This is a genomic window from Pseudazoarcus sp. NS36 (genome assembly GCF_059703705.1).
In genome coordinates, this window is the sequence record NZ_BAAKJA010000005.1 from 121,060 (window position 1) to 139,893 (window position 18,834).

General features: G+C 64.0%; 17 protein-coding genes. 5 read left to right on the forward strand and 12 right to left on the reverse strand.

Features of this window, described 5'->3' with window-relative positions:
- Nucleotides 1-11: 11 nt before the first annotated feature.
- The 6 genes from AC6H0R_RS09300 to AC6H0R_RS09325 form a co-directional block, all read right to left on the reverse strand.
- Nucleotides 12-2,207: an EAL domain-containing response regulator gene (locus tag AC6H0R_RS09300; protein ID WP_497581086.1), complete on the reverse strand. Its 2,196-nt coding sequence runs from the start codon at nucleotides 2,205-2,207 to the stop codon at nucleotides 12-14.
- Nucleotides 2,204-5,440, reverse strand: a complete 3,237-nt coding sequence (locus tag AC6H0R_RS09305) for a response regulator (RefSeq protein WP_497581087.1) — start codon at nucleotides 5,438-5,440, stop codon at nucleotides 2,204-2,206. The genes AC6H0R_RS09300 and AC6H0R_RS09305 overlap by 4 nt, the downstream gene beginning before the upstream one ends.
- A gap of 273 nt (nucleotides 5,441-5,713) precedes the next feature.
- Nucleotides 5,714-6,700: a GGDEF domain-containing protein gene (locus tag AC6H0R_RS09310; RefSeq protein WP_497581088.1), complete on the reverse strand. Its 987-nt coding sequence runs from the start codon at nucleotides 6,698-6,700 to the stop codon at nucleotides 5,714-5,716.
- Between the two features lie 319 nt (nucleotides 6,701-7,019).
- A complete protein-coding gene (locus AC6H0R_RS09315) occupies nucleotides 7,020-7,766 on the reverse strand; it encodes an SDR family oxidoreductase (RefSeq protein WP_497581089.1) in 747 nt (248 codons plus the stop codon).
- 8 nt (nucleotides 7,767-7,774) lie between these two features.
- Complete coding sequence (locus tag AC6H0R_RS09320; protein ID WP_497581090.1) at nucleotides 7,775-7,975, reverse strand: SlyX family protein; 201 nt, start codon at nucleotides 7,973-7,975, stop codon at nucleotides 7,775-7,777.
- A gap of 64 nt (nucleotides 7,976-8,039) precedes the next feature.
- A complete protein-coding gene (locus AC6H0R_RS09325) occupies nucleotides 8,040-8,903 on the reverse strand; it encodes an ion transporter (protein ID WP_497581091.1) in 864 nt (287 codons plus the stop codon).
- A gap of 107 nt (nucleotides 8,904-9,010) precedes the next feature.
- On the opposite strand from AC6H0R_RS09325, the gene AC6H0R_RS09330 reads away from it, so the two are divergent.
- The 3 genes from AC6H0R_RS09330 to AC6H0R_RS09340 all read left to right on the forward strand — a co-directional run bounded on the left by AC6H0R_RS09330 (nucleotide 9,011) and on the right by AC6H0R_RS09340 (nucleotide 10,225).
- On the forward strand, nucleotides 9,011-9,298 hold the full coding sequence (locus AC6H0R_RS09330; protein ID WP_497581092.1) for a sll1863 family stress response protein: 288 nt from the start codon (nucleotides 9,011-9,013) through the stop codon (nucleotides 9,296-9,298).
- Between the two features lie 93 nt (nucleotides 9,299-9,391).
- Nucleotides 9,392-9,715 carry a sll1863 family stress response protein gene (locus AC6H0R_RS09335; RefSeq protein WP_497581093.1) on the forward strand — a complete coding sequence of 108 codons (324 nt, stop codon included), beginning with the start codon at nucleotides 9,392-9,394 and terminating at the stop codon, nucleotides 9,713-9,715.
- 39 nt (nucleotides 9,716-9,754) lie between these two features.
- Complete coding sequence (locus AC6H0R_RS09340; RefSeq protein ID WP_497581094.1) at nucleotides 9,755-10,225, forward strand: DM13 domain-containing protein; 471 nt, start codon at nucleotides 9,755-9,757, stop codon at nucleotides 10,223-10,225.
- Here AC6H0R_RS09340 and AC6H0R_RS09345 read toward each other — a convergent pair.
- Nucleotides 10,203-10,688: an Lrp/AsnC family transcriptional regulator gene (locus AC6H0R_RS09345; protein WP_497581095.1), complete on the reverse strand. Its 486-nt coding sequence runs from the start codon at nucleotides 10,686-10,688 to the stop codon at nucleotides 10,203-10,205. The two genes, AC6H0R_RS09340 and AC6H0R_RS09345, sit on opposite strands and share 23 nt — an antisense overlap.
- 130 nt (nucleotides 10,689-10,818) lie before the next feature.
- On the opposite strand from AC6H0R_RS09345, the gene mdeB reads away from it, so the two are divergent.
- Together mdeB and AC6H0R_RS09355 are read left to right on the forward strand one after the other, a co-directional pair.
- Nucleotides 10,819-13,485: an alpha-ketoglutarate dehydrogenase gene (mdeB, locus tag AC6H0R_RS09350; protein WP_497581096.1), complete on the forward strand. Its 2,667-nt coding sequence runs from the start codon at nucleotides 10,819-10,821 to the stop codon at nucleotides 13,483-13,485.
- A 77-nt stretch (nucleotides 13,486-13,562) separates the two neighbouring features.
- Complete coding sequence (locus AC6H0R_RS09355) at nucleotides 13,563-15,380, forward strand: SLC13 family permease (RefSeq protein ID WP_497581097.1); 1,818 nt, start codon at nucleotides 13,563-13,565, stop codon at nucleotides 15,378-15,380.
- On the opposite strand, the gene AC6H0R_RS09360 is transcribed toward AC6H0R_RS09355, so the two are convergent.
- The 5 genes from AC6H0R_RS09360 to AC6H0R_RS09380 form a co-directional block, all read right to left on the reverse strand.
- Nucleotides 15,328-16,173 (reverse strand): hypothetical protein, encoded by an 846-nt coding sequence (locus AC6H0R_RS09360; RefSeq protein WP_497581098.1) that lies wholly within the window; start codon nucleotides 16,171-16,173, stop codon nucleotides 15,328-15,330. The genes AC6H0R_RS09355 and AC6H0R_RS09360 overlap by 53 nt on opposite strands.
- Nucleotides 16,170-16,394 (reverse strand): acyl carrier protein, encoded by a 225-nt coding sequence (locus AC6H0R_RS09365; RefSeq protein ID WP_497581099.1) that lies wholly within the window; start codon nucleotides 16,392-16,394, stop codon nucleotides 16,170-16,172. The genes AC6H0R_RS09360 and AC6H0R_RS09365 overlap by 4 nt, the downstream gene beginning before the upstream one ends.
- Nucleotides 16,391-17,479 (reverse strand): hypothetical protein, encoded by a 1,089-nt coding sequence (locus AC6H0R_RS09370; protein ID WP_497581100.1) that lies wholly within the window; start codon nucleotides 17,477-17,479, stop codon nucleotides 16,391-16,393. Before AC6H0R_RS09370 ends, AC6H0R_RS09365 begins: the two co-directional genes overlap by 4 nt.
- Before the next feature lie 353 nt (nucleotides 17,480-17,832).
- Nucleotides 17,833-18,564, reverse strand: a complete 732-nt coding sequence (locus AC6H0R_RS09375) for a hypothetical protein (RefSeq protein ID WP_497581101.1) — start codon at nucleotides 18,562-18,564, stop codon at nucleotides 17,833-17,835.
- Between the two features lie 32 nt (nucleotides 18,565-18,596).
- The gene (locus AC6H0R_RS09380) at nucleotides 18,597-18,821 is read right to left on the reverse strand and encodes an acyl carrier protein (protein ID WP_497581102.1); all 225 of its coding nucleotides are present in this window, start codon (nucleotides 18,819-18,821) and stop codon (nucleotides 18,597-18,599) included.
- Nucleotides 18,822-18,834 lie beyond the last annotated feature (13 nt).

Here is an 18,834-nt window from a genome sequence, read left to right on the forward strand (position 1 = left end):
CGCTGAAGCGTTCAGTTGCCGATTCGCAGCGGCGTGAAATCGGTCAGGAAGCGCGAAATTTCATCCGCCGGCAATGGGCGGCTGATCAGATAGCCCTGGATGATGTCGCACTTGAGCGCGCGCAGCTGCACGGCCTGATCCATGGTTTCAACCCCTTCCGCAACCACATCCAGCCCCAGACTGTGTCCCAGCGCGATGACCGCCTTGACGATGGAGGCGTTGCCGTCGTTGCTGGTCATGTCGGTGACGAAAGACATGTCGACCTTGAGCTTGTCCACGGCCAGTTGCTGCAGGTAGCCCAGGGACGAGTAGCCGGTACCGAAGTCGTCGATGGCAATGTGCAGGCCGAGGGCCTTGAGTGCGCTGAGGGTTTCGAATGAATGTGCCCGGTCGGCAATCACTGCGGTTTCGGTGAGCTCCAGTTCCAGGCGTGAGGGCTGTACGCCAAAGCGTTCGAGCGCGGCTCGCCAGACCTCGGGCAGCTGACCGCGCGTGAGTTCGACGGCGGAAACGTTGATGGCCACGGTCGGCGCAGGGATGCCTGCATCTTTCCAGACACGCAGCTGTCGGCAGGCCTCGCCGAGCACCCAGGCACCGATGGGGACAATCATGCCGTTCTCTTCGGCGAACGGAATGAAGTCGGCCGGGGAGATCATGCCGCGTTCGGGGTGCTCCCAGCGCACCAGGGCTTCCAGGCCGGAGATCCTGCCGGTCACGACGTCGATCTGCGGTTGATAGTGCAGACGGAGCTCTCCGCGCTCGATGGCCTGACGCAGGTCGGCTTCGAGCATCAGGCGCGCGCGGGCGCGCTGCGACATCTCCGGCGAGAAGTAACGCATCATGCCGCGCCCCTGCACCTTGGCCTGGTGCAACGCGGCGTTGGCATTGCTCTGCAGCACCTCGGCGTCGTGCCCGTCAGACGGATACAGCGCAATGCCGATGCTGGCATTGGCGTAGATGGTCTTGTCGCCGATGCGGAAGGGCTCGCTCAGGGCGTCGAGCATCTGTTGTGCGCGCAGATCGGAGGAGGGCGCGCCCTCGTGCAGCTCGATCAGCACATCGAATTCGTCGCCGCCGACGCGCGCCAGCGTGTCGCCGTCCGGCACGACTGCGCCGAGACGGCGCGCCACTTCGATCAGCAACTGATCGCCGATGCTGTGGCCCAGGCTTTCGTTGATGGTCGTGAAATTGTCCAGGTCGAGCAACAGCAGCGCGAACTGGCTGCGATTGCGTTCGGCGTTGCGCACCGCGTGCTGCAGCAGTTCTGCAAACAGCACGCGATTGGGCAGGTCGGTGAGGGCATCGCGATGCACCAGTGTGCGGTACTTCTCTTCGCTGACCTGCAGCATGGCGGTGCGCTGCGACAGCAGATCCTCCAGGAAGCGCCGCAGTTGCGACAACTCCAGATGGTGGCGGATGCGTGCACGCACCTCATCGATGTCGAAGGGCTTGGTGATGTAGTCGGCCGCGCCGAGCTCAAAGCCACGCACCTTCTGGTGGGTGGCGTCGATGACGGTGACGAAGATCACCGGCAGACGGGCACCCAGCGGCGTGCTCTTGATGCGCCGACACACTTCGTAGCCGTCCATGCCGGGCATCACGATGTCGAGCAGCACCAGGTCGGGCGGGGCCGACCCGTTGATGATCTCCAGCGCCTTGGTGCCATTGCCGGCGACCATGACGCGATAGTCGTCACGCAGCGCTTCGAGCAGCTCGTGCACGTTCTCGGGAATGTCGTCGACGACCAGCACTGTCGGTGGCTGCTCGAGTTCGCTGGGTGCGTTGATGTCGAACATCACCGGATTGCTGCGGAAATTGCGCAGTTCGAGCTGTGTGCGCACGCGGACACGCAGCAGCTCCGGATTGATCGGCTTGGTGACGTAGTCAGCCGCGCCCATGGCAATGCCGCGTGCCTCATCGGCCGCGTCCGACAGTGCGGTGACGAAGATCACCGGGATGTCGGCTGTGTGCGGATCGAGCTTGAGCGCCGAGAGCACTGAATACCCGTCCATGCCGGGCATCTTGATGTCGAGCAGCACGAGGTCGGGGCGGGGCAGCCGGCGTGCCAGTTCCAGTGCCTTTTCGCCGCTGGTGGCGGCAAGGATGGCGTAGTCGTCGCGCAGCACGTTCATCAGGGCGTGCAGGTTCTCGTGCACGTCGTCGACGATGAGGATGCGAGGTCGGGTGTCGGGCGGCGGCGAAGTCATCGGCTGGGCTGTCCGGTAGTGAAGGCGTTGCGTAGCTCCGCCAGTATCGAGAGTGCGCCGTCGATGTCAAAGACGTCAACGCGCTCATACAGTTGTTCGGCGAGCCCGGCCTGCGCGCTGCCGGCAAGGCCGGCCCGCAATTCGGCAAGCAGGGGTTCGGCCGCGCCGAGGTCCTGCTCCAGCGCCAGGCCCAACCGGTCGAGCAGATCGCGGCCTGCGGCCTCGTCGAGGGGTTGGGCGGGAACGGTGGGTACGGGTTCCGGGCGGCTGCGCGACAGGACTTCGATTTCGTGCATGGCTGCGCTCAGCAGAGCCGCGACGTGTTCCAGTCGGTCGGTTTCGGGCTGATGGTTCTGCTTGAGCAGGTCGTCGATCTCGCTGACACAGGTGTGCAGTTCGACCGCGCCGATGTTGCCGGTGACGCCCTTGAGCGCGTGGCAGAAGGCTTCGGCCTGGTGTGTGCCGCGGGTTTCGATCAGGCGCCGCAATTCATTGGCGGCGTCTGCATAGTGTTCCCTGAAGCGGCGCAGCTGACGCAGGTAGGCATCGGGCTTGCCGCCGATGCGGCGGATGCCCTCGCGCGCATCGAGGGTGGTCAGCTGCAGGAACTCGGGCGGAATCGTGCTGCCACCGCGCGGCGCGGCCGTGGCCGCGTCGCCGGCCGAGGGGTATATCGACTGCGCCAGCACGGCCATCAGGCGCTCGGGCGCAATCGGCTTGGTGATGTGATCGTTCATGCCGGCAGCGCGGGAAGCCTCGGCGTCGCTGGCCATGGCCAGTGCGGTCATGGCGATGATCGGCAGCGTAGCCAGATGCTCACGGCCGCTTTCCCTGCCCAGCGCACGAATCTGTCGGGCGGCTTCGAGCCCGTCCATGACCGGCATCTGGATGTCCATCAGGACGGCGTCGTACTCCCGGGTGCGCAGATGTTCGAGCGCATCGGCACCATGGATGGCCGAATCAACTTCAATGCCCTCGCTGCGCAGCAGTTCGGTGGCAAATTCACGGTTGATCTCGTTGTCTTCGACCAGCAGCACGCGCGCGCCGGCCAGTCGGCCGGAGCTGGCCCGGTCTGGTACGTGGGCATCCTGCGCGCGGCCGAGGATGCGGCCACGACCGAGCACGCTGAGAATGGTGTCGAGCAGCGTGGAGGGAGAAACGGGTTTGACGAGAAAACCATCGACGCCCGCTTGTTCGGACAGGCGTACCACTTCCTCGCGGCCATAGGCCGTCACCATCACGATCTTGGGCCGTTGCGCGGGCTCTGCTTCGGAGTGAATGCGGCGCGTGGCCTCGTCGCCGTGCATGCCGGGCATGCGCCAGTCCATCAACACCAGATCCCAGACCGGCGCATCGCTGGCGCAGACCATGGAGACGGCTTCAGCGCCGCTGCTGGCCGTGCCGACATCGACCTGGAAGAAGCGCAGCATGCCGGCCATGATCTCGCGCGAGACTTCGTTGTCGTCGACGATCAGCACACGGATGCCACGCAGCAAGGGGCCGACCTGTTCGGCCAGTTCGGCCTCACGAGTGCTCGGTACGGCGCCCAGCTCGACCGTGAAGCTCATGGTCGTGCCCTTGCCCGGTTCGGAATCTTCCACCCAGATGCGCCCGCCCATCAGCTCGGTGAGGTTGCGGCAGATGGCCAGACCGAGGCCGGTGCCGCCAAAACGGCGCGTGGTGCTCTGGTCGGCCTGCGAGAATTTCTCGAACAACTGGGCCTGCACCTGTGGCGTCATGCCGATGCCCGAATCGCGCACGCTGACCTGCACGGTAATGTGCCCGTCGCGCTCGTCGAGGCGCCGGAAGGCCAGCTCGACTTCCCCTTCATCGGTGAACTTGATGGCATTGCTGCACAGATTGAGCAGGATCTGCCCCAGGCGCAGCGGATCGCCGATCAGGCGGGAGGGAATCTGCGGGTCGTAGCGGATCAGGAACTCGATGCCCTTGTGCTCGGCCTGGTAGCTCACGGCGTCGGTGAGCTGTTCAAGCACGCCGTCGAGTCCGAATTCGATGTGTTCCAGTTCGAGCTTGCCGGCCTCGATCTTCGAGATGTCGAGGATGTCGTTGATGATGCCCAGCAGGGAGTGGGCCGCACCCTGTGCCTTGTTCAGATGGCTGCGCAACTGCTGCGGCAGATCGCCCTTGAGGGCGAGATACAGCATGCCGAGGATGGCGTTCATCGGCGTGCGGATCTCGTGGCTCATGTTGGCTAGGAAGTCGCTCTTCACGCGGCTGGCGCGTTCGGCCTCTTCCTTGGCCTGGCGCAGCTCGGCGGTGCGTTCTTCCACCTGACGTTCGAGATTGGCGCGTTCGAACTCGAGCGCCTCGGCACTCGCGCGCAGCTGCCGTGTGCGCAGATCGACCTGGCGCCGCAGCAACATGCTTGCCGCCACCAGCAACAGCAGTCCACCGACCAGCCCGGCCAGTGACATCTGTACCCAGCGCGGCACCAGGACTTCGGGTGGGGAAGCCATGGCGTTCTGAAGCGCAGTGAAGTACACCGAACCGCTATCTCTCCGCCAGCGTGCGAGGTGATGGTCGATGCGCTCCAGCAGGTCGGCGTTGGCGCCCTGGTCTGCAGCGAAGTACAGCGTGGAGGGCAGGAAGACGATGGGCGTCTCGACCAGCCGGTAGCGCGAACCGTTGCGGGAGGCGAAAAAGCTGTTGGTTACCACTGCATCGGCATCGCCGCGCTCGACCGCTTCGTAGCCTTGTTCGAGCGAGTCCACCAGCACCGGGCGGAAATGGATGCCGGCACTGAGCAACAGCTGCTGCAGGAATCCGAACTGGACCCCCCCGCGCAGCAGCGCTACGCGCGCGTCCTCAAGGTCGGACAGGCCGGTGATGTCGCGGAAGGGGTGGGAATACACCTGGGACCAGCTGTTGGCCACTGAAATGCGGTGGAAGTCGAATCGCTGGGCGCGTTCGGCGGTGAAAGCGACATCGGGCATCAGGTCGATTTCGCCGTTCTCGAGCATCGCGAGACAGCGCGACCAGTCGCACGGGACATAATTGAGACGCCAGCCTTCGGCGCGGGCGATGGCCTCGATCAACTCAACGAAAAGTCCTGCCGGTGCGCCGGTGGCATTGGTGTAGATCTTGGGCGCGTTCTCGTACAGACCGACATTGACGTCACGCCGCGACGACTTGGAGAAGGGCACGTCCCATGCAGACACCACCAGCCCCGCAGCCAGCGTCATGACGAACAGGATCGCAATCCATTTCTTCATGCGGCGTCGCCTGCGGGAAGTGTCATGACGGCATCCTGCGTGAGAGCGGTTGGGGACTTGGCCTGTGCGCCTGCATCATGCCGCGAAATGGCTACCATGGCCAGTTTCAGGGAAATCATGTTGCATGAAGTCGACCGACGGGAAAAAAATTTGCTAACGCCATAGGTACTGTTGCCTAGCGAGAAAGTTCCTTTCTGTCATCACGGATCAGAGCACGTTGCGACGAAAGTCACGCTTGCACGCGCGGAGCCGGTTGTTCGGGCGTGAAAGCCCTCAGACAGCCCTTGCGCTGCGGTTGCGTCCGGCTTCCTTGGCGCGATACATCTGACGGTCAACGCGGTCCAGAAAATCCTGCGGGTCGTCACCGGCTTCGGGCTGAATTGTGCCGATGCCCAGGCTGATGGTCACGCATGCTGCAGCGGCAGAGCCCGCATGCGGAATATCGAGTTCAAGCACGACGGTACGCAGCCGCTCTGCAACGGTCAGCGCGGAACCGGCGTCTGTCTCGGGCAGGATCACAACAAATTCCTCACCCCCGAATCTGCCCAGGAAGTCCCGCGGGCGCAACGCCGCCTCGCCCAGCGCAGTGGCCACCTGACGCAGGCAGTCATCACCCGCCAGATGGCCGTAGCGATCGTTGTATTCCTTGAAGAAATCGATATCGAGCATGATCAGGCTGAGGGGCTTTCCGGAACGCCGGGCGCTGGCCCATTCGCGTTCGAGCACGGTGTCGAACATGCGCCGGTTGGCGACGCCGGTGAGGCCGTCCTGGAACGAGAGCTCTTCAAGCTCGCGCTGCAGTTGCAATACGTGCTCTTCAGTGCGCTTGCGCTCGCTGATGTCGAACATGAAGCCGATCAGGGCCTCGACCTCGCCGTCGGGTGTGCGCATGACGTGCACTACATCGCGGATCCACACGTAGTGGCCATCGGCGTGCAGGGCGCGATAGTCGGCCTCGTGATCGGTGCCGGCCTGTGATTGGGAAACGCAGAAATTGACCACCCAGTCGCGGTCTTCGGGGTGCATGCGGGTGGCCCAGTCGTCCACGCTGATCCAGCTCTCGGGGCTCCAGCCAAGCAGATCGCCAATCTGCGGGCCGATATAGGTAAAACGCAGGGTCTTCCAGTCGATCCGCCACGGGATTGCGCGGGTGGATTCGAGCAGGGTCTTGTAGACCGCGCTGTCGTCGTGTGTCGGTTGAGGCGTGTCGGCCATCTGCTTCTCGGGCTCAATGGGATGTGGCGCTGCGCGCTGATGCATTTGCATTCCGTCACGACGCGCCGTTCAGCATGCCTGAGTATAAGCCGGACCGGTCAAGCGAAGAGGGTGCCGGCGTGGTGGAGTGCCTAGCCAGGGCGGTAATGGTGCTTCGGGCTATAGGGCCTGTTCACAATTGCGCTGGCGGATCGCGCGGCCATACAGACCCACCCGCAGGGCTTGGTCCAAATGGCCCGCATTTCGGCGTTGCGGCTCCTTGCAAGACACCCGGTATTGCGGCGTCGCCGCGCCTTGATCTGCGAGCCATTTGGACCAAGCGCGACCGCCATGGCAAATGTGAACGGGCCCTGGTGCGGAGTCACTATCGACCACCAGCCAGATCAATGAAGCTGCCGGTGGCGTAGGACGCTTCGTCGGAGAGCAGCCAGACGATGGCTTGGGCCACTTCTTCGGGTTCTCCGCCGCGGCCCATCGGCAGGCTGGGCGCGATGCGCGCGACCCGGCCGGGTTCGCCGCCGCTGGCGTGGATGTCGGTGTGGATCAGGCCGGGGCGTACGGCATTGACGCGGATGCCTTCGGCTGCAACTTCACGTGACAGGCCGATGGTCAGCGTGTCGATGGCGCCCTTGCTTGCCGCGTAATCCACGTATTCGCCGGCCGCGCCCAGGCGCGAGGCCATTGACGAGACGTTGACGATGGCACCGCCGCGCCCGCCGTGGCGGATGGACATGCGCTTTACCGCCTCGCGCGAGCACAGGAAAGGGCCGATCACGTTGGTTGCGAACATGCGTTGCAGTCGCGCGGCATCGACCTGATCTACGCGGCACTGGGTATCGAGCATGCCGGCGTTGTTGACCAGTGCAGTGAGCGGGCCGAGTTCGGCGTCGATGCTGCGGAACAGGGCTTGTACCTCATCCTCGCGGGATACATCGGCCTGCACAGCGATAGCGGTTCCGCCGCTCCTCCGGATGTCGGCGAGCACTGCCTCGGCTGCAGCCGCATCGCGTCGATAGTTGAGGCATACCGCGTAGCCGCGTGCGGCAGCAAGTCGCGCCGTTGCGGCCCCGATGCCGCGGCTGGCGCCGGTGATGAGCAGGATCTTGTCCATGTGCAGGCCTACCAGTGCGGAGGAATCTCATCTTCCGGACGGCTGGCGCCGGCCGGCTGCAGGCCTTTGATCTGGCGGGCGAGTTCGCTCATGTGCTGGCGCAGCAGGTCGATTTCGCGCTGTTGCCGCCACACCGTGCGGTTGAGTTCGTCAATCTGATCTTCGGCGCCCATGAGGCGGGTTTCGAGGATTTCGATACGTTGTTCCATAGGGACTTCCTGGCCGGGTCAAGGCAAAAGCGCGTTGTGTTGAGACCTCGGTCGCGCGCGGGCTTCAGTGTTCTTCATGCAGATCCGTGCCGCAACGACGACAGTGTGCGGCGTCTTCGTCGTGGCCCGTCAGTCCGCAGCCACCGCACTTGCGCCGGTCGCGGGTCTGTCTCAGCGACCGGGCCAGTTCAGCCGTGTAGATGCCGGTGGGCACCGCAATGATGCCGTAACCGAGCAGGATCAAGGCCGATGCGATCAACTTGCCGAGCGCGGTTGCCGGGGCGATGTCGCCATAGCCCACCGTGGTCACGCTGACCAGCGCCCAGTACATGGCGATCGGGATGCTTGTGAAGCCGTTCTCCGGCCCCTCGACCAGATAGATGACGGCGCCGAACACTGTGATGATCGCCAGCATTGCCATCAGGAATACCAAAATCTTGCGCCAGCTGTTGTGCAGCGAGTCGAGCATTACGCTGCTCTCGCGCGTGTAGCGACGCATGTGCAGCACTTCGAAGATGCGCAGGATGCGCAGTACGCGCAGCACGGCGAGGTACTGGGCGCCGGGAAACAGCAGCGAGAGATAGGTCGGCAGCACTGCCAGCAGATCGATCACGCCATAGAAGCTGCGCGCATAGCGCAGGCGTTCGCGCACGATGGACAGGCGGAAGAGGTACTCGGCGGTGAAGGCCAGCGTGAAGCCCCATTCGAGCGCATACAGCATGCCGCCCCAATGGATGTGCACGGATTCGACAGTGTCGATGAGGGCGACGAACACGCTCGCGAGGATTACGATGATAAGCGCCACGTCAAACGCGGAGCCGGCGAAAGTGTCATGCCCGAACACGACCTTGAAGCTGCGGTGACGCCATCCATCGGTGTTGTGCGGTTCGGGTGAGTGAAAGCGCGTCATGGAGGGCGTGGCGGGCACGTAGTCGGAGCCGGAGAGGCGTTCAGCTTACCTGAGCACCAAGTTGTTTCGACAGCTTGGCGGCGTGATCCGGAAAATCCGGGCGCCAGCGAAACAAAGGAGAAGTCATGAGCAAACGTGATGCATACATCGACAAGATGAAGGCGCAGATCGATCTGTGGAATGCCGAGATCGAAAAGTTCGAAGCGCAGGCACGCAAGGCGGAGGCCGACGCCAGGCTCAACTACGAGGAGCAGCTCGCGCAGATGCGTGCCCAGCGCGAGTCGATGCGCGAACAGGTGCGTGCAATGCAGGACGCCGGCGAACAGGCTTTCGAGCGTCTGCGCACCGGTTCCGAAGCAGCGTGGGATGAGATGGCCCGCGCCTTCCGCGATGCGGTGAGCAAGTTCCGCTGAGGCCGAAATGCGTCGCCAGACGCGGAACACGCCCGTCGCTGTCTACCACCGCACCAGGGCCCGCGCTGCGCGGGCCGCTGAGCAGAGGTCGCGATGAGTGAACATGACGAATACGAGGCGCGGGTCAGGGAGCACGACGCCTACATCGAAGAGCTGGAGGCCCAGGTCGATGCCTGGAATGCCGAAATTGACAGCGTTGAGGAAGAGGCGCGCGAGGCTGATGGCGATGATGAACAGCGCGCCGGCTTTGAGCGCCGATTGTCGACGATGAGGATGCAGCGCGAGCGCATGCGTGAGCATGTGCGAGAGGTCCGTGAGTTCGGCATCGACGCCTACGAGAGCTTGCGAGAGCGCATTGACGAGGAATGGAAGGAAATGTCCGAGGCTTTCGACGAGGCGGCCAAGGACAGCGCCTGATCCCGCTGCATGCGGGCTGTGATTGCCGGAGAGTTCAAGATGCGACGCATCGCCATGCTGTGCCTGTCCCACCTGCTGTTCGGCCTGACCGGCTTTGCGGCCGGCATCTACCTGTTGCCGATCCTGATTGCGCCGCCGGCGGCAAGCACCGAGCAGATCGCGGAGGTCGAGTCGCGCGCGCAGTACCGCGGCGAGTTCCGCCGCGATCTTGCCGGCAGCGACTTCCTGCACTGGGGCGAGGGCACGCTGTCGGTTGGGCCGAACGCCGTCGCGTTGGCCGGGCGCATCGCACCGGGGCCCGATTACCGCTTGTACCTGTCGCCGGCCTTCGTCGAGGACGAGGCCTCCTTCTTGGCGCGCAAGGCCGAGATGGTGCAGATCGGCGAAGTGAAGACCTTCGAGAACTTCATCGTGTCCTTGCCCCCCGGCATCGACCTTGCGGCCTACGACACGGTGGTCGTGTGGTGCGAGCGCTTCGGCGAATTCATTACCGCTGCGCGCTACCGCTGAGCGGCAGCGCGGTCTTGTACTTCACCTGCTTGAGCGCAAAGCTCGAGCGGATGTTGGCGACGCCCGGAATCGGCGTCAGGCGGTCCACGATGAAACGTTCGAGCGAAGGCACGTCCGGCACGACGACGCGGATCAGGTAGTCGGCGATACCGCTCATCAGGTAACACTCCATCACCTCCGGCCGTTCGGCGATCTCGCGTTCGAAGACTTCGAGTGCGGTCTGCGTCTGCTTCTCCAGACTGACCTGGATGAACACGCTGACGTTGAGCCCGACCGCGGGTGGGTCGAGCAGGGTCACGTAGCGGGCAATCACCCCGGCCGACTCCAGCGCGCGCACCCGTGCGAGACACGGCGACGGAGACAGGTTCACGCGCGTGGCCAGCTCCACGTTGGTCAGCTTGGCGTCCTCCTGCAGCTCGGCGAGAATGCGTGTGTCTATTGCGTCAAGTGCACGCTGCGGCATGAAATGCTCCGTGTGGCGTTGTACGAAGCGCATCGTGCTGCAACAGGGCGGCTTCGGCAAGCACAAGAGCAGCCCATGCGGTGGGCTGCGGCGTAGCATGCTTGCTGGACCTGACGCACGCGAGGCGAGCATGAACACCCATGATCCGATGCACGGCGAAGACGTCGATCCGGAGGAAACCGCCGAATGGCTGGCCGCGCTTGAAGCGGTCGTGCACGCAGGAGGCGAGGAGCGCGGGCGCTTCCTGTTGCGGCGGCTGGAGGAGCAGGCGCAGGAGCTTGGCATCCTCACGCACGTGCAGCCGTATTCGAGCCACCGCAACACCGTTGCGCTCGAACGCCAGCTGCCGTTTCCCGGCGACCTCGCGCTGGAGGAGCGCATCACCGGGCTGGTGCGCTGGAATGCACTGGCCATGGTAGTGCGTGCGAACAAGGCCTATGGCGAACTGGGTGGGCATATCGCCAGCTTTGCGTCAGCTGCCGAGATCTTCGAGTGCGGCTTCAATCATTTCTTTCGTGGCGCGGACGCGCCGGGCGGCGGCGACCTGGTGTTCTTCCAGCCGCATTCGGCGCCGGGCGTGTATGCGCGCGCTTTCCTCGAAGGACGCATCGACGAGGCGCAGCTCGCGCATTACCGGCAGGAGACCGGCGGGCAGGGGCTGTCGTCCTACCCGCATCCGTGGCTGATGCCGGACTTCTGGCAGTTCCCGACCGGCTCCATGGGCATCGGGCCGATCAGCGCCGTGTATCAGGCGCACTTCATGCGCTATCTGCAGCACCGCGGGCTGGCCGACACCACGCAGCGCCACGTGTGGGGCGTGTTTGGCGACGGCGAGATGGACGAGCCCGAGTCGATCGCCGGGTTGTCACTCGCAGCGCGCGAGGGGCTCGATAACCTTACCTTCATCGTCAACTGCAACCTCCAACGCCTCGACGGTCCGGTGCGGGGCAACGGCCGCATCATCGAGGAGCTGGAATCGCTGTTCACCGGCGCGGGCTGGAACGTCATCAAGGTGCTGTGGGGTTCGGACTGGGATGCGCTGTTTGCGCGCGACACCAAGCACGCGCTGCTGCGACGCTTTGCCAACACCGTGGACGGCGAATACCAGACGCTGGGCGCCAACGACGGTGCCTACAACAAGAGCCATTTCTTCGGCCTCGACCCGGAACTGCAGGCCCTGGTCTCACACATGAGCCTGGAGGAGATCGACGGTCTCAAGCGCGGCGGACACGATCTGCGCAAGCTTTACGCCGCGATGCACGCTGCGCGCGCGCACGTCGGTCAGCCCACCGTGATCCTCGCCAAGACCAAGAAGGGCTATGGCATGGGCGGTGCAGGCGAATCGCGCATGACCTCGCACCAGCAGAAGAAGCTCGATATCGATGCGCTGCGCGCCTTTCGCGACCGATTTGATCTGCCGCTGTCGGATGACGATCTGGTCGAGATGCGCTTTCATCGCCCGGCAGAGGGCAGCCGCGAGCTTGAATACCTGCGCGCGCGTCGCGCCGCACTCGGCGGGCCCTTGCCGGCGCGTCGCAGCGAGGTGGCGGCTCTGCCGGTACCGCAATTGGCGGACGTTGCGCGCTTCGCGCTGGAGGCCGACGGCAAGACGATGTCGACCACCGTGGCGCTTGTGCGCATGCTCGGGAATCTGCTCAAGGACGGCGAGCTTGGTCCGCGGATCGTGCCCATCGTGGCGGACGAGGCGCGCACCTTCGGCATGGCCAATCTGTTCCGCCAGATCGGTATCTATTCGTCGGTCGGCCAGTTGTACGAGCCGGAGGACGCCGGCTCGATGCTGTATTACCGCGAGGCGCGCGACGGGCAGCTGCTGGAGGAGGGCATCACCGAGGCCGGCGCGCTGTCGTCGTGGGTGGCGGCAGCCACCTCGTACAGCACGCATGGCGTGCCGATGCTGCCGTTCTACATCTACTACTCGATGTTCGGCTTCCAGCGCGTGGGCGACCTGATCTGGGCGGCTGCGGACCAGCGCGCACGCGGCTTCCTGATCGGCGCCACGGCCGGCCGCACGACGCTCAGCGGCGAGGGTCTGCAGCACCAGGACGGCAGCAGCCAGCTCGTGGCGTCGACCATCCCGAATTGCCGCGCCTATGATCCGGCCTACGCTTGCGAACTGGCGGTGATCGTCGCAGAGGGCATGCGCCGCATGCTGGTCGAGCGCGAGGATGTCTTCTACTACGTCACGGTGATGAACGAGAACGCGCCGCAGCCGTCGCTGCCGGCAGGCAGCGAGGCCGACATCCTGCGCGGCATGCACCGCGTCTCGAAACCTGCACGCAGGAAGCCGCAGGTTCAGCTGCTCGGCTCCGGCATGTTGCTGGCCGAGGCGCTGGCCGCGGCCGAGTTGCTCAAGCAGGACTGGCAGGTCGATGCCGAGGTGTGGAGCGTGACGAGCTGGTCCGAGTTGGCCCGCGAGGCGCGCGAGGTCGAGCGCGACAATCGTTTGCATCCGGACGCACCGCGCCGCGAGGCACACGTGCAGACCTGCCTGGCAGGCGGCGCGCCGGTGGTGGCCGTGAGCGACTGGGTACGTGCGGTGCCGCAACTCATCGCGCCGTATCTGCCCAAGCGCTTCACCGCGCTCGGCACCGACGGCTTCGGCCGCAGCGACACGCGCATCGCGTTGCGCCGCTTCTTCGAGGTCGACCGTCACCACATCGTGCTTGCTGCGCTGGCTTTGCTGGTGGAGCAGGGCGAGGTCGCAGCGGCCAGCCTGAGCGGAGCGATTGAGCGCTACGGCATTGATGCCGATGCGGACGCACCGTGGGCGCGTTGAGCTAAGGGCACGACAGCGCCACCGGACGGGACGGAAAGCGTTATCGTGACTTCTTTCCGTTCCGCCCGCGTTCAGCCATGACTGCAGATCAGACGCTCGTCCTGACCATTCTTGCCGTGACGGTGGCGATGTTCCTGTGGGGCCGCTGGCGGCACGACATGGTCGCCATGAGCGCCCTGCTGGCCTGTGTGCTCACCGGGCTGGTCGCTGCGGGTGACGCCTTTGCCGGTTTCGGCCACCCGGCGGTCGTGACCGTAGCCTGTGTGCTGGTGCTGAGCCGCGGGCTGCAGGTCTCCGGCGCGGTGGATGCCCTGGCTGGCCGGATACTGCCTGCCAAGGCCGGACCGACGCTGAGCATTGCGGCGCTGAGTTTTCTGGCCGCCGCGCTGTCGGGCTTCATGAACAACGTCGGCGCGCTGGCGCTGCTGATGCCGGTGGCCATCCAGCTGTCCGGACGGCTGGGGCTGCCTCCCGGCAAGGTGTTGATGCCGCTGGCCTTCGCCTCCATTCTTGGCGGCACTACCACGCTCATCGGTACGCCGCCGAATCTGATCGTGTCCGGCTTTCGCGCCAACCAGGCGGAATCGGGCGGCTACGGCATGTTCGAGTTCACAGCGGTCGGTCTGCCGCTGGCGCTGGTTGGCGTGTTGTTCATCGCGCTGGTCGGCTGGCGCCTGGTTCCGCGCCGTGAGCATGCCGGGGCAGAGAGCTTCGACACCGGCGCCTATTTCACCGAGGCCCGCGTGCCCGAGGGCAGCAAGGCCGATGGCATGCGTCTGCGCGAGATCGAGGTCGAGCTGGACAGCGCCGATGCGCAGATTGTCGGCCTCGTGCGCAACGAGGTGCGCATGACGGCGCCGAGTGGTGGTCGGGTCGTGCGGGCAGGGGACATTCTCGTCATCGAAGCCGAGGCCGACGGCCTGGCCGACATGCTCTCGCGTCTTGGGCTGACCTTGGAGGAAGCGGTTGAGCCCGATGAAGAGGCAAGGCCGGAAAGCGACAAGGAGGATGCGGCGGACACTCCGCGCAGCGATGATGTGGTGTTGATCGAGCTGGTGGTGCGGCAGGAGTCGAGTGCCGCCGGGCGCAGCGCCAGCGACATTCAGTTGCGCTCGCGCTATGGCATCAACCTGCTGGCGGTTTCGCGTGAGGGACGCGATTCGCATTCGCGCCTGCGCAGTCTGCGCATCCGCGAAGGCGACGTGCTGCTGATGCAAGGGGCGCCGGAATCGATTTCGGAGTTTGCCTCCGACTACGGATGTGTGCCGCTCGCGGAGCGCGAACTGCGCATCCCTGACCGACGCAAGGCGATCACCGCATCATTGATCATGCTGGTGGCGGTGCTGGTGGCGGCTGTCGGCTGGCTGCCGGCGGCCGTGTCGTTCGCTGGCGGTGTGCTGGCGATCATGGTCTCCCGCATCATCTCTCCGGCACAGGTCTATCACGCCGTCGACTGGCCTGTGGTCGTCCTGCTGGCCGCGCTGTTGCCGGTAGCCGGCGCCATGCAGGCCACCGGTGCGGCCGACCTGATCGCGCGTCTGCTGCTTGATGGCGTCGCGCGGGGCGATGCGGTTGTCGGCCTGATCGTGATCCTTGTGACCACCATGGTGCTCACCGACCTCATGAACAACGCCGCGACCGCAGCGGTGATGGCGCCCATCGCGCTCGGCGCGGCGCTGCAGTTGGGCGTCAACCCGGACACCTTCCTGATGGCGGTCGCCATCGGCGCCTCATGCGCCTTCCTGACACCCATCGGCCACCAGAACAACACGCTGATCCTCGGCCCCGGTGGCTTCCGCTTTGGCGACTACTGGCGCATGGGCCTGCCGGTGGATCTCATCGTTATCGCGCTGGGGGTGCCGCTGTTGCTGATGGTGTGGCCGTTGGCGGGTTGAGCGATGACGATGTGCTTGCGAAAGGCACCTCGTCGGAGGGTGTGCGCAGCCGCAGCTCTTTCGGTCGAGAGCGCTGGGCGTTGATGTGGTCGATCAACTGCCGGGCGCTGACGGTGGCTTCCACGACCGGGAAGGGACCGTCGATGGAGAGTTCAATGGTTCCGTCGTCGGCGACGGCATTTATGGCGAAGTACACCGGCATTGTGGCGCGCCTGGCCAGCTCGAAAATGGCCGGACTGATCAGACTGTAGATTTTGGTTTGCGGGTCACGGTAATCGACGGCGCAGCACACGAGCCTTTCAGCCTTGAGCGCGCGGGAGATGTGCACAAGGCTCAGTCGATCATTCGGTATCAGTTCGAGTGTGGGGTGCCGATCACGCCCCCAGTAAGGGTGCTGCATCATCTGCTGGGCATCTTTGAGCAGGCTTACCCGGTGACCGAGGTCGGAAAGTGCTGCATAAGCCGGGCCGTACCCTGCATGAATGCCGACGATGAGTGCAGACCCGTGCGCTCTGCCACGAGAAAATTCTTGTGGCATCCGTCGGTGTCGTTGCGGAGGACTGAAGCGCGGGTGTACTCGCGTCATCTGGGCGACCAGCAGGATGGTCAGCAGTTCGCGGGGGTCTGGCTGGTTGCGATGCCGGTAATGTTGTGCCAGAAAAGTCGCAAGACGGTTGCTCGTGAGTTTTTTCCAGGCTATCCGATAGCCGTGATCGGGTTGTGTGCCCGCATACACACGCAGGTGCCAGCGGACTATCGCATGCAAAGCGCTGCGAAGGGCTTGGCGGCTCATGCCAGTGCGCGTGCCGCCAGATCATGCAGTGTGCTGCGATCCCGGATTTCTGCGAGATCAATCTCGACTTCATACTCGGTTTCGATGGCCTGAATCAGTTCGAGCAGGCTCAGCGAATCCAGACCGATGTCGGAGATGCGTGCATCCAGTCCGTTGGCGGGCAGGCCATCGTCAAGGAACTCGTCTAGAAACTGCGCAAAATCCTTTTTGGCTTGGGTCATCGTGAGGCTTCTCCGTAACGTCGAAATACGCCCGGCGCTGCGGCCACGTCGGCGAGTTGACTCCAGTCGATGCTGGCGAAGGTCTCGCGCAGCACGATCAGGAAAGGGGTAGTGATTGCGAGTGCAAGTGCTTGCCCGGCACAGCTGTGATTGCCGCTTCCGAACGCGATTCCGCGATTGTTTCCGGTAGCGCCCGCGCTTGCCCAGGGCAACATGAGGATCACCGAGTCACCTTGCGCGATATGCAGTGCACCCAGTTGCACGTTGGCCGAGGCGAGCCGGCTGATGTAGTTCACCGGTGCGCTCATGCGGAACAGTTCCGTAGTCGATAGATTGGCCAGCAGTTGCTGACGCTCAGGCTCGTCACAGCCAAGCAGGCGCTTGAGGTATCCGGTCAGGGCGGACACCATGGGCTCGCGACCTTGCAGCGCGTAGCTCAGACGGATGTTGTCGTCCGGCGACGTGGCTCCGGCTGTGCGGGAAGTATCGAGAAAATCCGCGATCTCCCGACTTTTGCGATGGATGCGGCGCGGATGGTGAACCGGCTCGAACAAAGTTGCCGTGTCGCGGGTCAGCGCACGGTAGGGGGAGGTGAGCTGACTGTCCGTGGCTTCCATGGCGCGCCGGACGACGTTGTCGATGTAGGGTTCGACGACGTCCTGAACGAGTCGTTGCGGCGGCTCCTGTGACAGGCGCACGAAATGCCCGCGGGCAATATCCTCCAGTGTTGGAGCAAGTCGTCGCAGGGTCACTGCGTAAGCGCGCAGGAATGCGCGGCGGCGTGCGGCGTGTTTGTCGCCCGACAACTGAATCGGGTTGTCCGCAAGAAAATCTGCCGAGTGTTCCACCGGGAGGTCGAGGTGTTCCCCAAGCTTGCGTACGTTGGTGGCCAACGGACTGACTTCGAAGTTTTTCTCGTCTCCAAAGACGCGCTGGCAAAGATCGGCGGAATAGAGCAGATGGGTCTGGTGCTTTTCACCTTCGATTGTCTCGAAAGCATGTGCAGGAGGGGCGTTTTCGTCCATCCAGTCCGGACGTTCTTCCGTTAGCTCGGTGAGTTTCCCGATCAGGCGAAGCGAATGCACGTTGCGGGTTCCGTAGGTTCGGTTTGGGGGGGCGGGTGGCTCAGGTTAGCGCGCGCAGGAAGTCACGTGTTACCTGTGTAGTTTCGTCAGAGGCTTCTCTGCCTTGAGGCGCAGCACCGGGAGGCTGACCATGCCGGCCGGCCCCCGAATGGCGGTTACGGTCAAGCATGATGCCTGTTGTTCGAATCAAGCCATGTTCGTTCAGTCACCGCTGGCTGGGAAGCCCCTGAGTAGCGTCAGCAGTGCGTCGTCCTCGTGCACACACGCTCTGTGAATATGTCGTAAATGGGCTGCTCGTGTTCGGAGGAGAAGAGCGGTGTCTTTGATCCGGGTCGGCACGCTGTGCGCTCGCTTCAATGAGACTGGACACTGAGCGAACGTGGCGTGCTTCTTCCTTCGTTGATGAACCCGATGAAGCGCTGAGCGCTGGCAAGTGAGTCAATCACGAAATGAGGGCCTTCGACGGCCACCACGGCATTACCTGCTGAATCAATGCCGGGACGACCGAAATACATCGGCCTGCCGGTGCGCTTTGCCAGTTCGAACAAGGTGGGGTTGATGTAGGAATAGGTCTTTCGCTTCGGGTCTTGATAGTCCACCGCGCAGCAGATCGATTTTCCGTTGTCGAGTTCGCGCACGACACGTGCCAGGCAGAGACGATCATTCGGTATCAGTCGGAGGTCTGGATGCCGCGCCTGTATTCGTGCATGAAGATTCTTCCCGTGAGCGTTGGGCATTGAGTCGATCAGCAGGCACGCCGGGTGTCCGAGCTTGAGCACGGCCACCGCTGCCGCAGCATGGCCGGCATGGGTGCTGACAAAGATCGCCCCGAGTGGGGGCGAGGTACGCTGCAACTCAGGCGGAATGTTGTCGACCCGCATGGACAATGCGAAGTCGATGTGCGTGCGTCGGATGAAATCGATGCATAGCGCCATGAACAACTCATGCGCGTCGAACTCGCAACGATGGGCGTAGCGGGCTGCGAGGAATCCGGCCAGGCGGCTATCACGCAGCTTGCTCCATACGTGCGTGAATTGCTCCTCCGGACGGCGCGTGCGCACGGTCAGCGCGTGCAGCCAGACCATTGCATGCAGAGCACTTCTGCAAAGCTGCCGGCTCATTGGACGAATCGTTCGTAGAGTTGCCGCAGTGTGTTGTCGTCGGTGACCTGATCGAGATCGATAGTTATCTCGTATTCGTCATCAATGTCCTGGATCAATTCCAGAAAGCTGAGCGAATCGATCTCGAGATCAGCGATCCGGGTGTCCAGCCCCAGCGCCGGTGGCGCCTCGTCGAAATAGGGCGCGACGAATGCGGCGAAATCTTCGATGCTCTTTTTCATGGTCCGAATGCAA

What these genes read in the sequence shown, in the direction of transcription:
- AC6H0R_RS09300 (WP_497581086.1), bottom strand. Translation starts at nt 2,207, where the DNA reads ATGACTTCGCCGCCGCCCGACACCCGACCTCGCATCCTCATCGTCGAC.
- AC6H0R_RS09305 (WP_497581087.1), bottom strand. Translation starts at nt 5,440, where the DNA reads ATGAAGAAATGGATTGCGATCCTGTTCGTCATGACGCTGGCTGCGGGG.
- AC6H0R_RS09310 (WP_497581088.1), bottom strand. Translation starts at nt 6,700, where the DNA reads ATGCATCAGCGCGCAGCGCCACATCCCATTGAGCCCGAGAAGCAGATG.
- AC6H0R_RS09315 (WP_497581089.1), bottom strand. Translation starts at nt 7,766, where the DNA reads ATGGACAAGATCCTGCTCATCACCGGCGCCAGCCGCGGCATCGGGGCC.
- AC6H0R_RS09320 (WP_497581090.1), bottom strand. Translation starts at nt 7,975, where the DNA reads ATGGAACAACGTATCGAAATCCTCGAAACCCGCCTCATGGGCGCCGAA.
- AC6H0R_RS09330 (WP_497581092.1), top strand. Translation starts at nt 9,011, where the DNA reads ATGAGCAAACGTGATGCATACATCGACAAGATGAAGGCGCAGATCGAT.
- AC6H0R_RS09335 (WP_497581093.1), top strand. Translation starts at nt 9,392, where the DNA reads ATGAGTGAACATGACGAATACGAGGCGCGGGTCAGGGAGCACGACGCC.
- AC6H0R_RS09340 (WP_497581094.1), top strand. Translation starts at nt 9,755, where the DNA reads ATGCGACGCATCGCCATGCTGTGCCTGTCCCACCTGCTGTTCGGCCTG.
- AC6H0R_RS09345 (WP_497581095.1), bottom strand. Translation starts at nt 10,688, where the DNA reads ATGCCGCAGCGTGCACTTGACGCAATAGACACACGCATTCTCGCCGAG.
- mdeB (WP_497581096.1), top strand. Translation starts at nt 10,819, where the DNA reads ATGAACACCCATGATCCGATGCACGGCGAAGACGTCGATCCGGAGGAA.
- AC6H0R_RS09355 (WP_497581097.1), top strand. Translation starts at nt 13,563, where the DNA reads ATGACTGCAGATCAGACGCTCGTCCTGACCATTCTTGCCGTGACGGTG.
- AC6H0R_RS09360 (WP_497581098.1), bottom strand. Translation starts at nt 16,173, where the DNA reads ATGAGCCGCCAAGCCCTTCGCAGCGCTTTGCATGCGATAGTCCGCTGG.
- AC6H0R_RS09365 (WP_497581099.1), bottom strand. Translation starts at nt 16,394, where the DNA reads ATGACCCAAGCCAAAAAGGATTTTGCGCAGTTTCTAGACGAGTTCCTT.
- AC6H0R_RS09375 (WP_497581101.1), bottom strand. Translation starts at nt 18,564, where the DNA reads ATGGTCTGGCTGCACGCGCTGACCGTGCGCACGCGCCGTCCGGAGGAG.
- AC6H0R_RS09380 (WP_497581102.1), bottom strand. Translation starts at nt 18,821, where the DNA reads ATGAAAAAGAGCATCGAAGATTTCGCCGCATTCGTCGCGCCCTATTTC.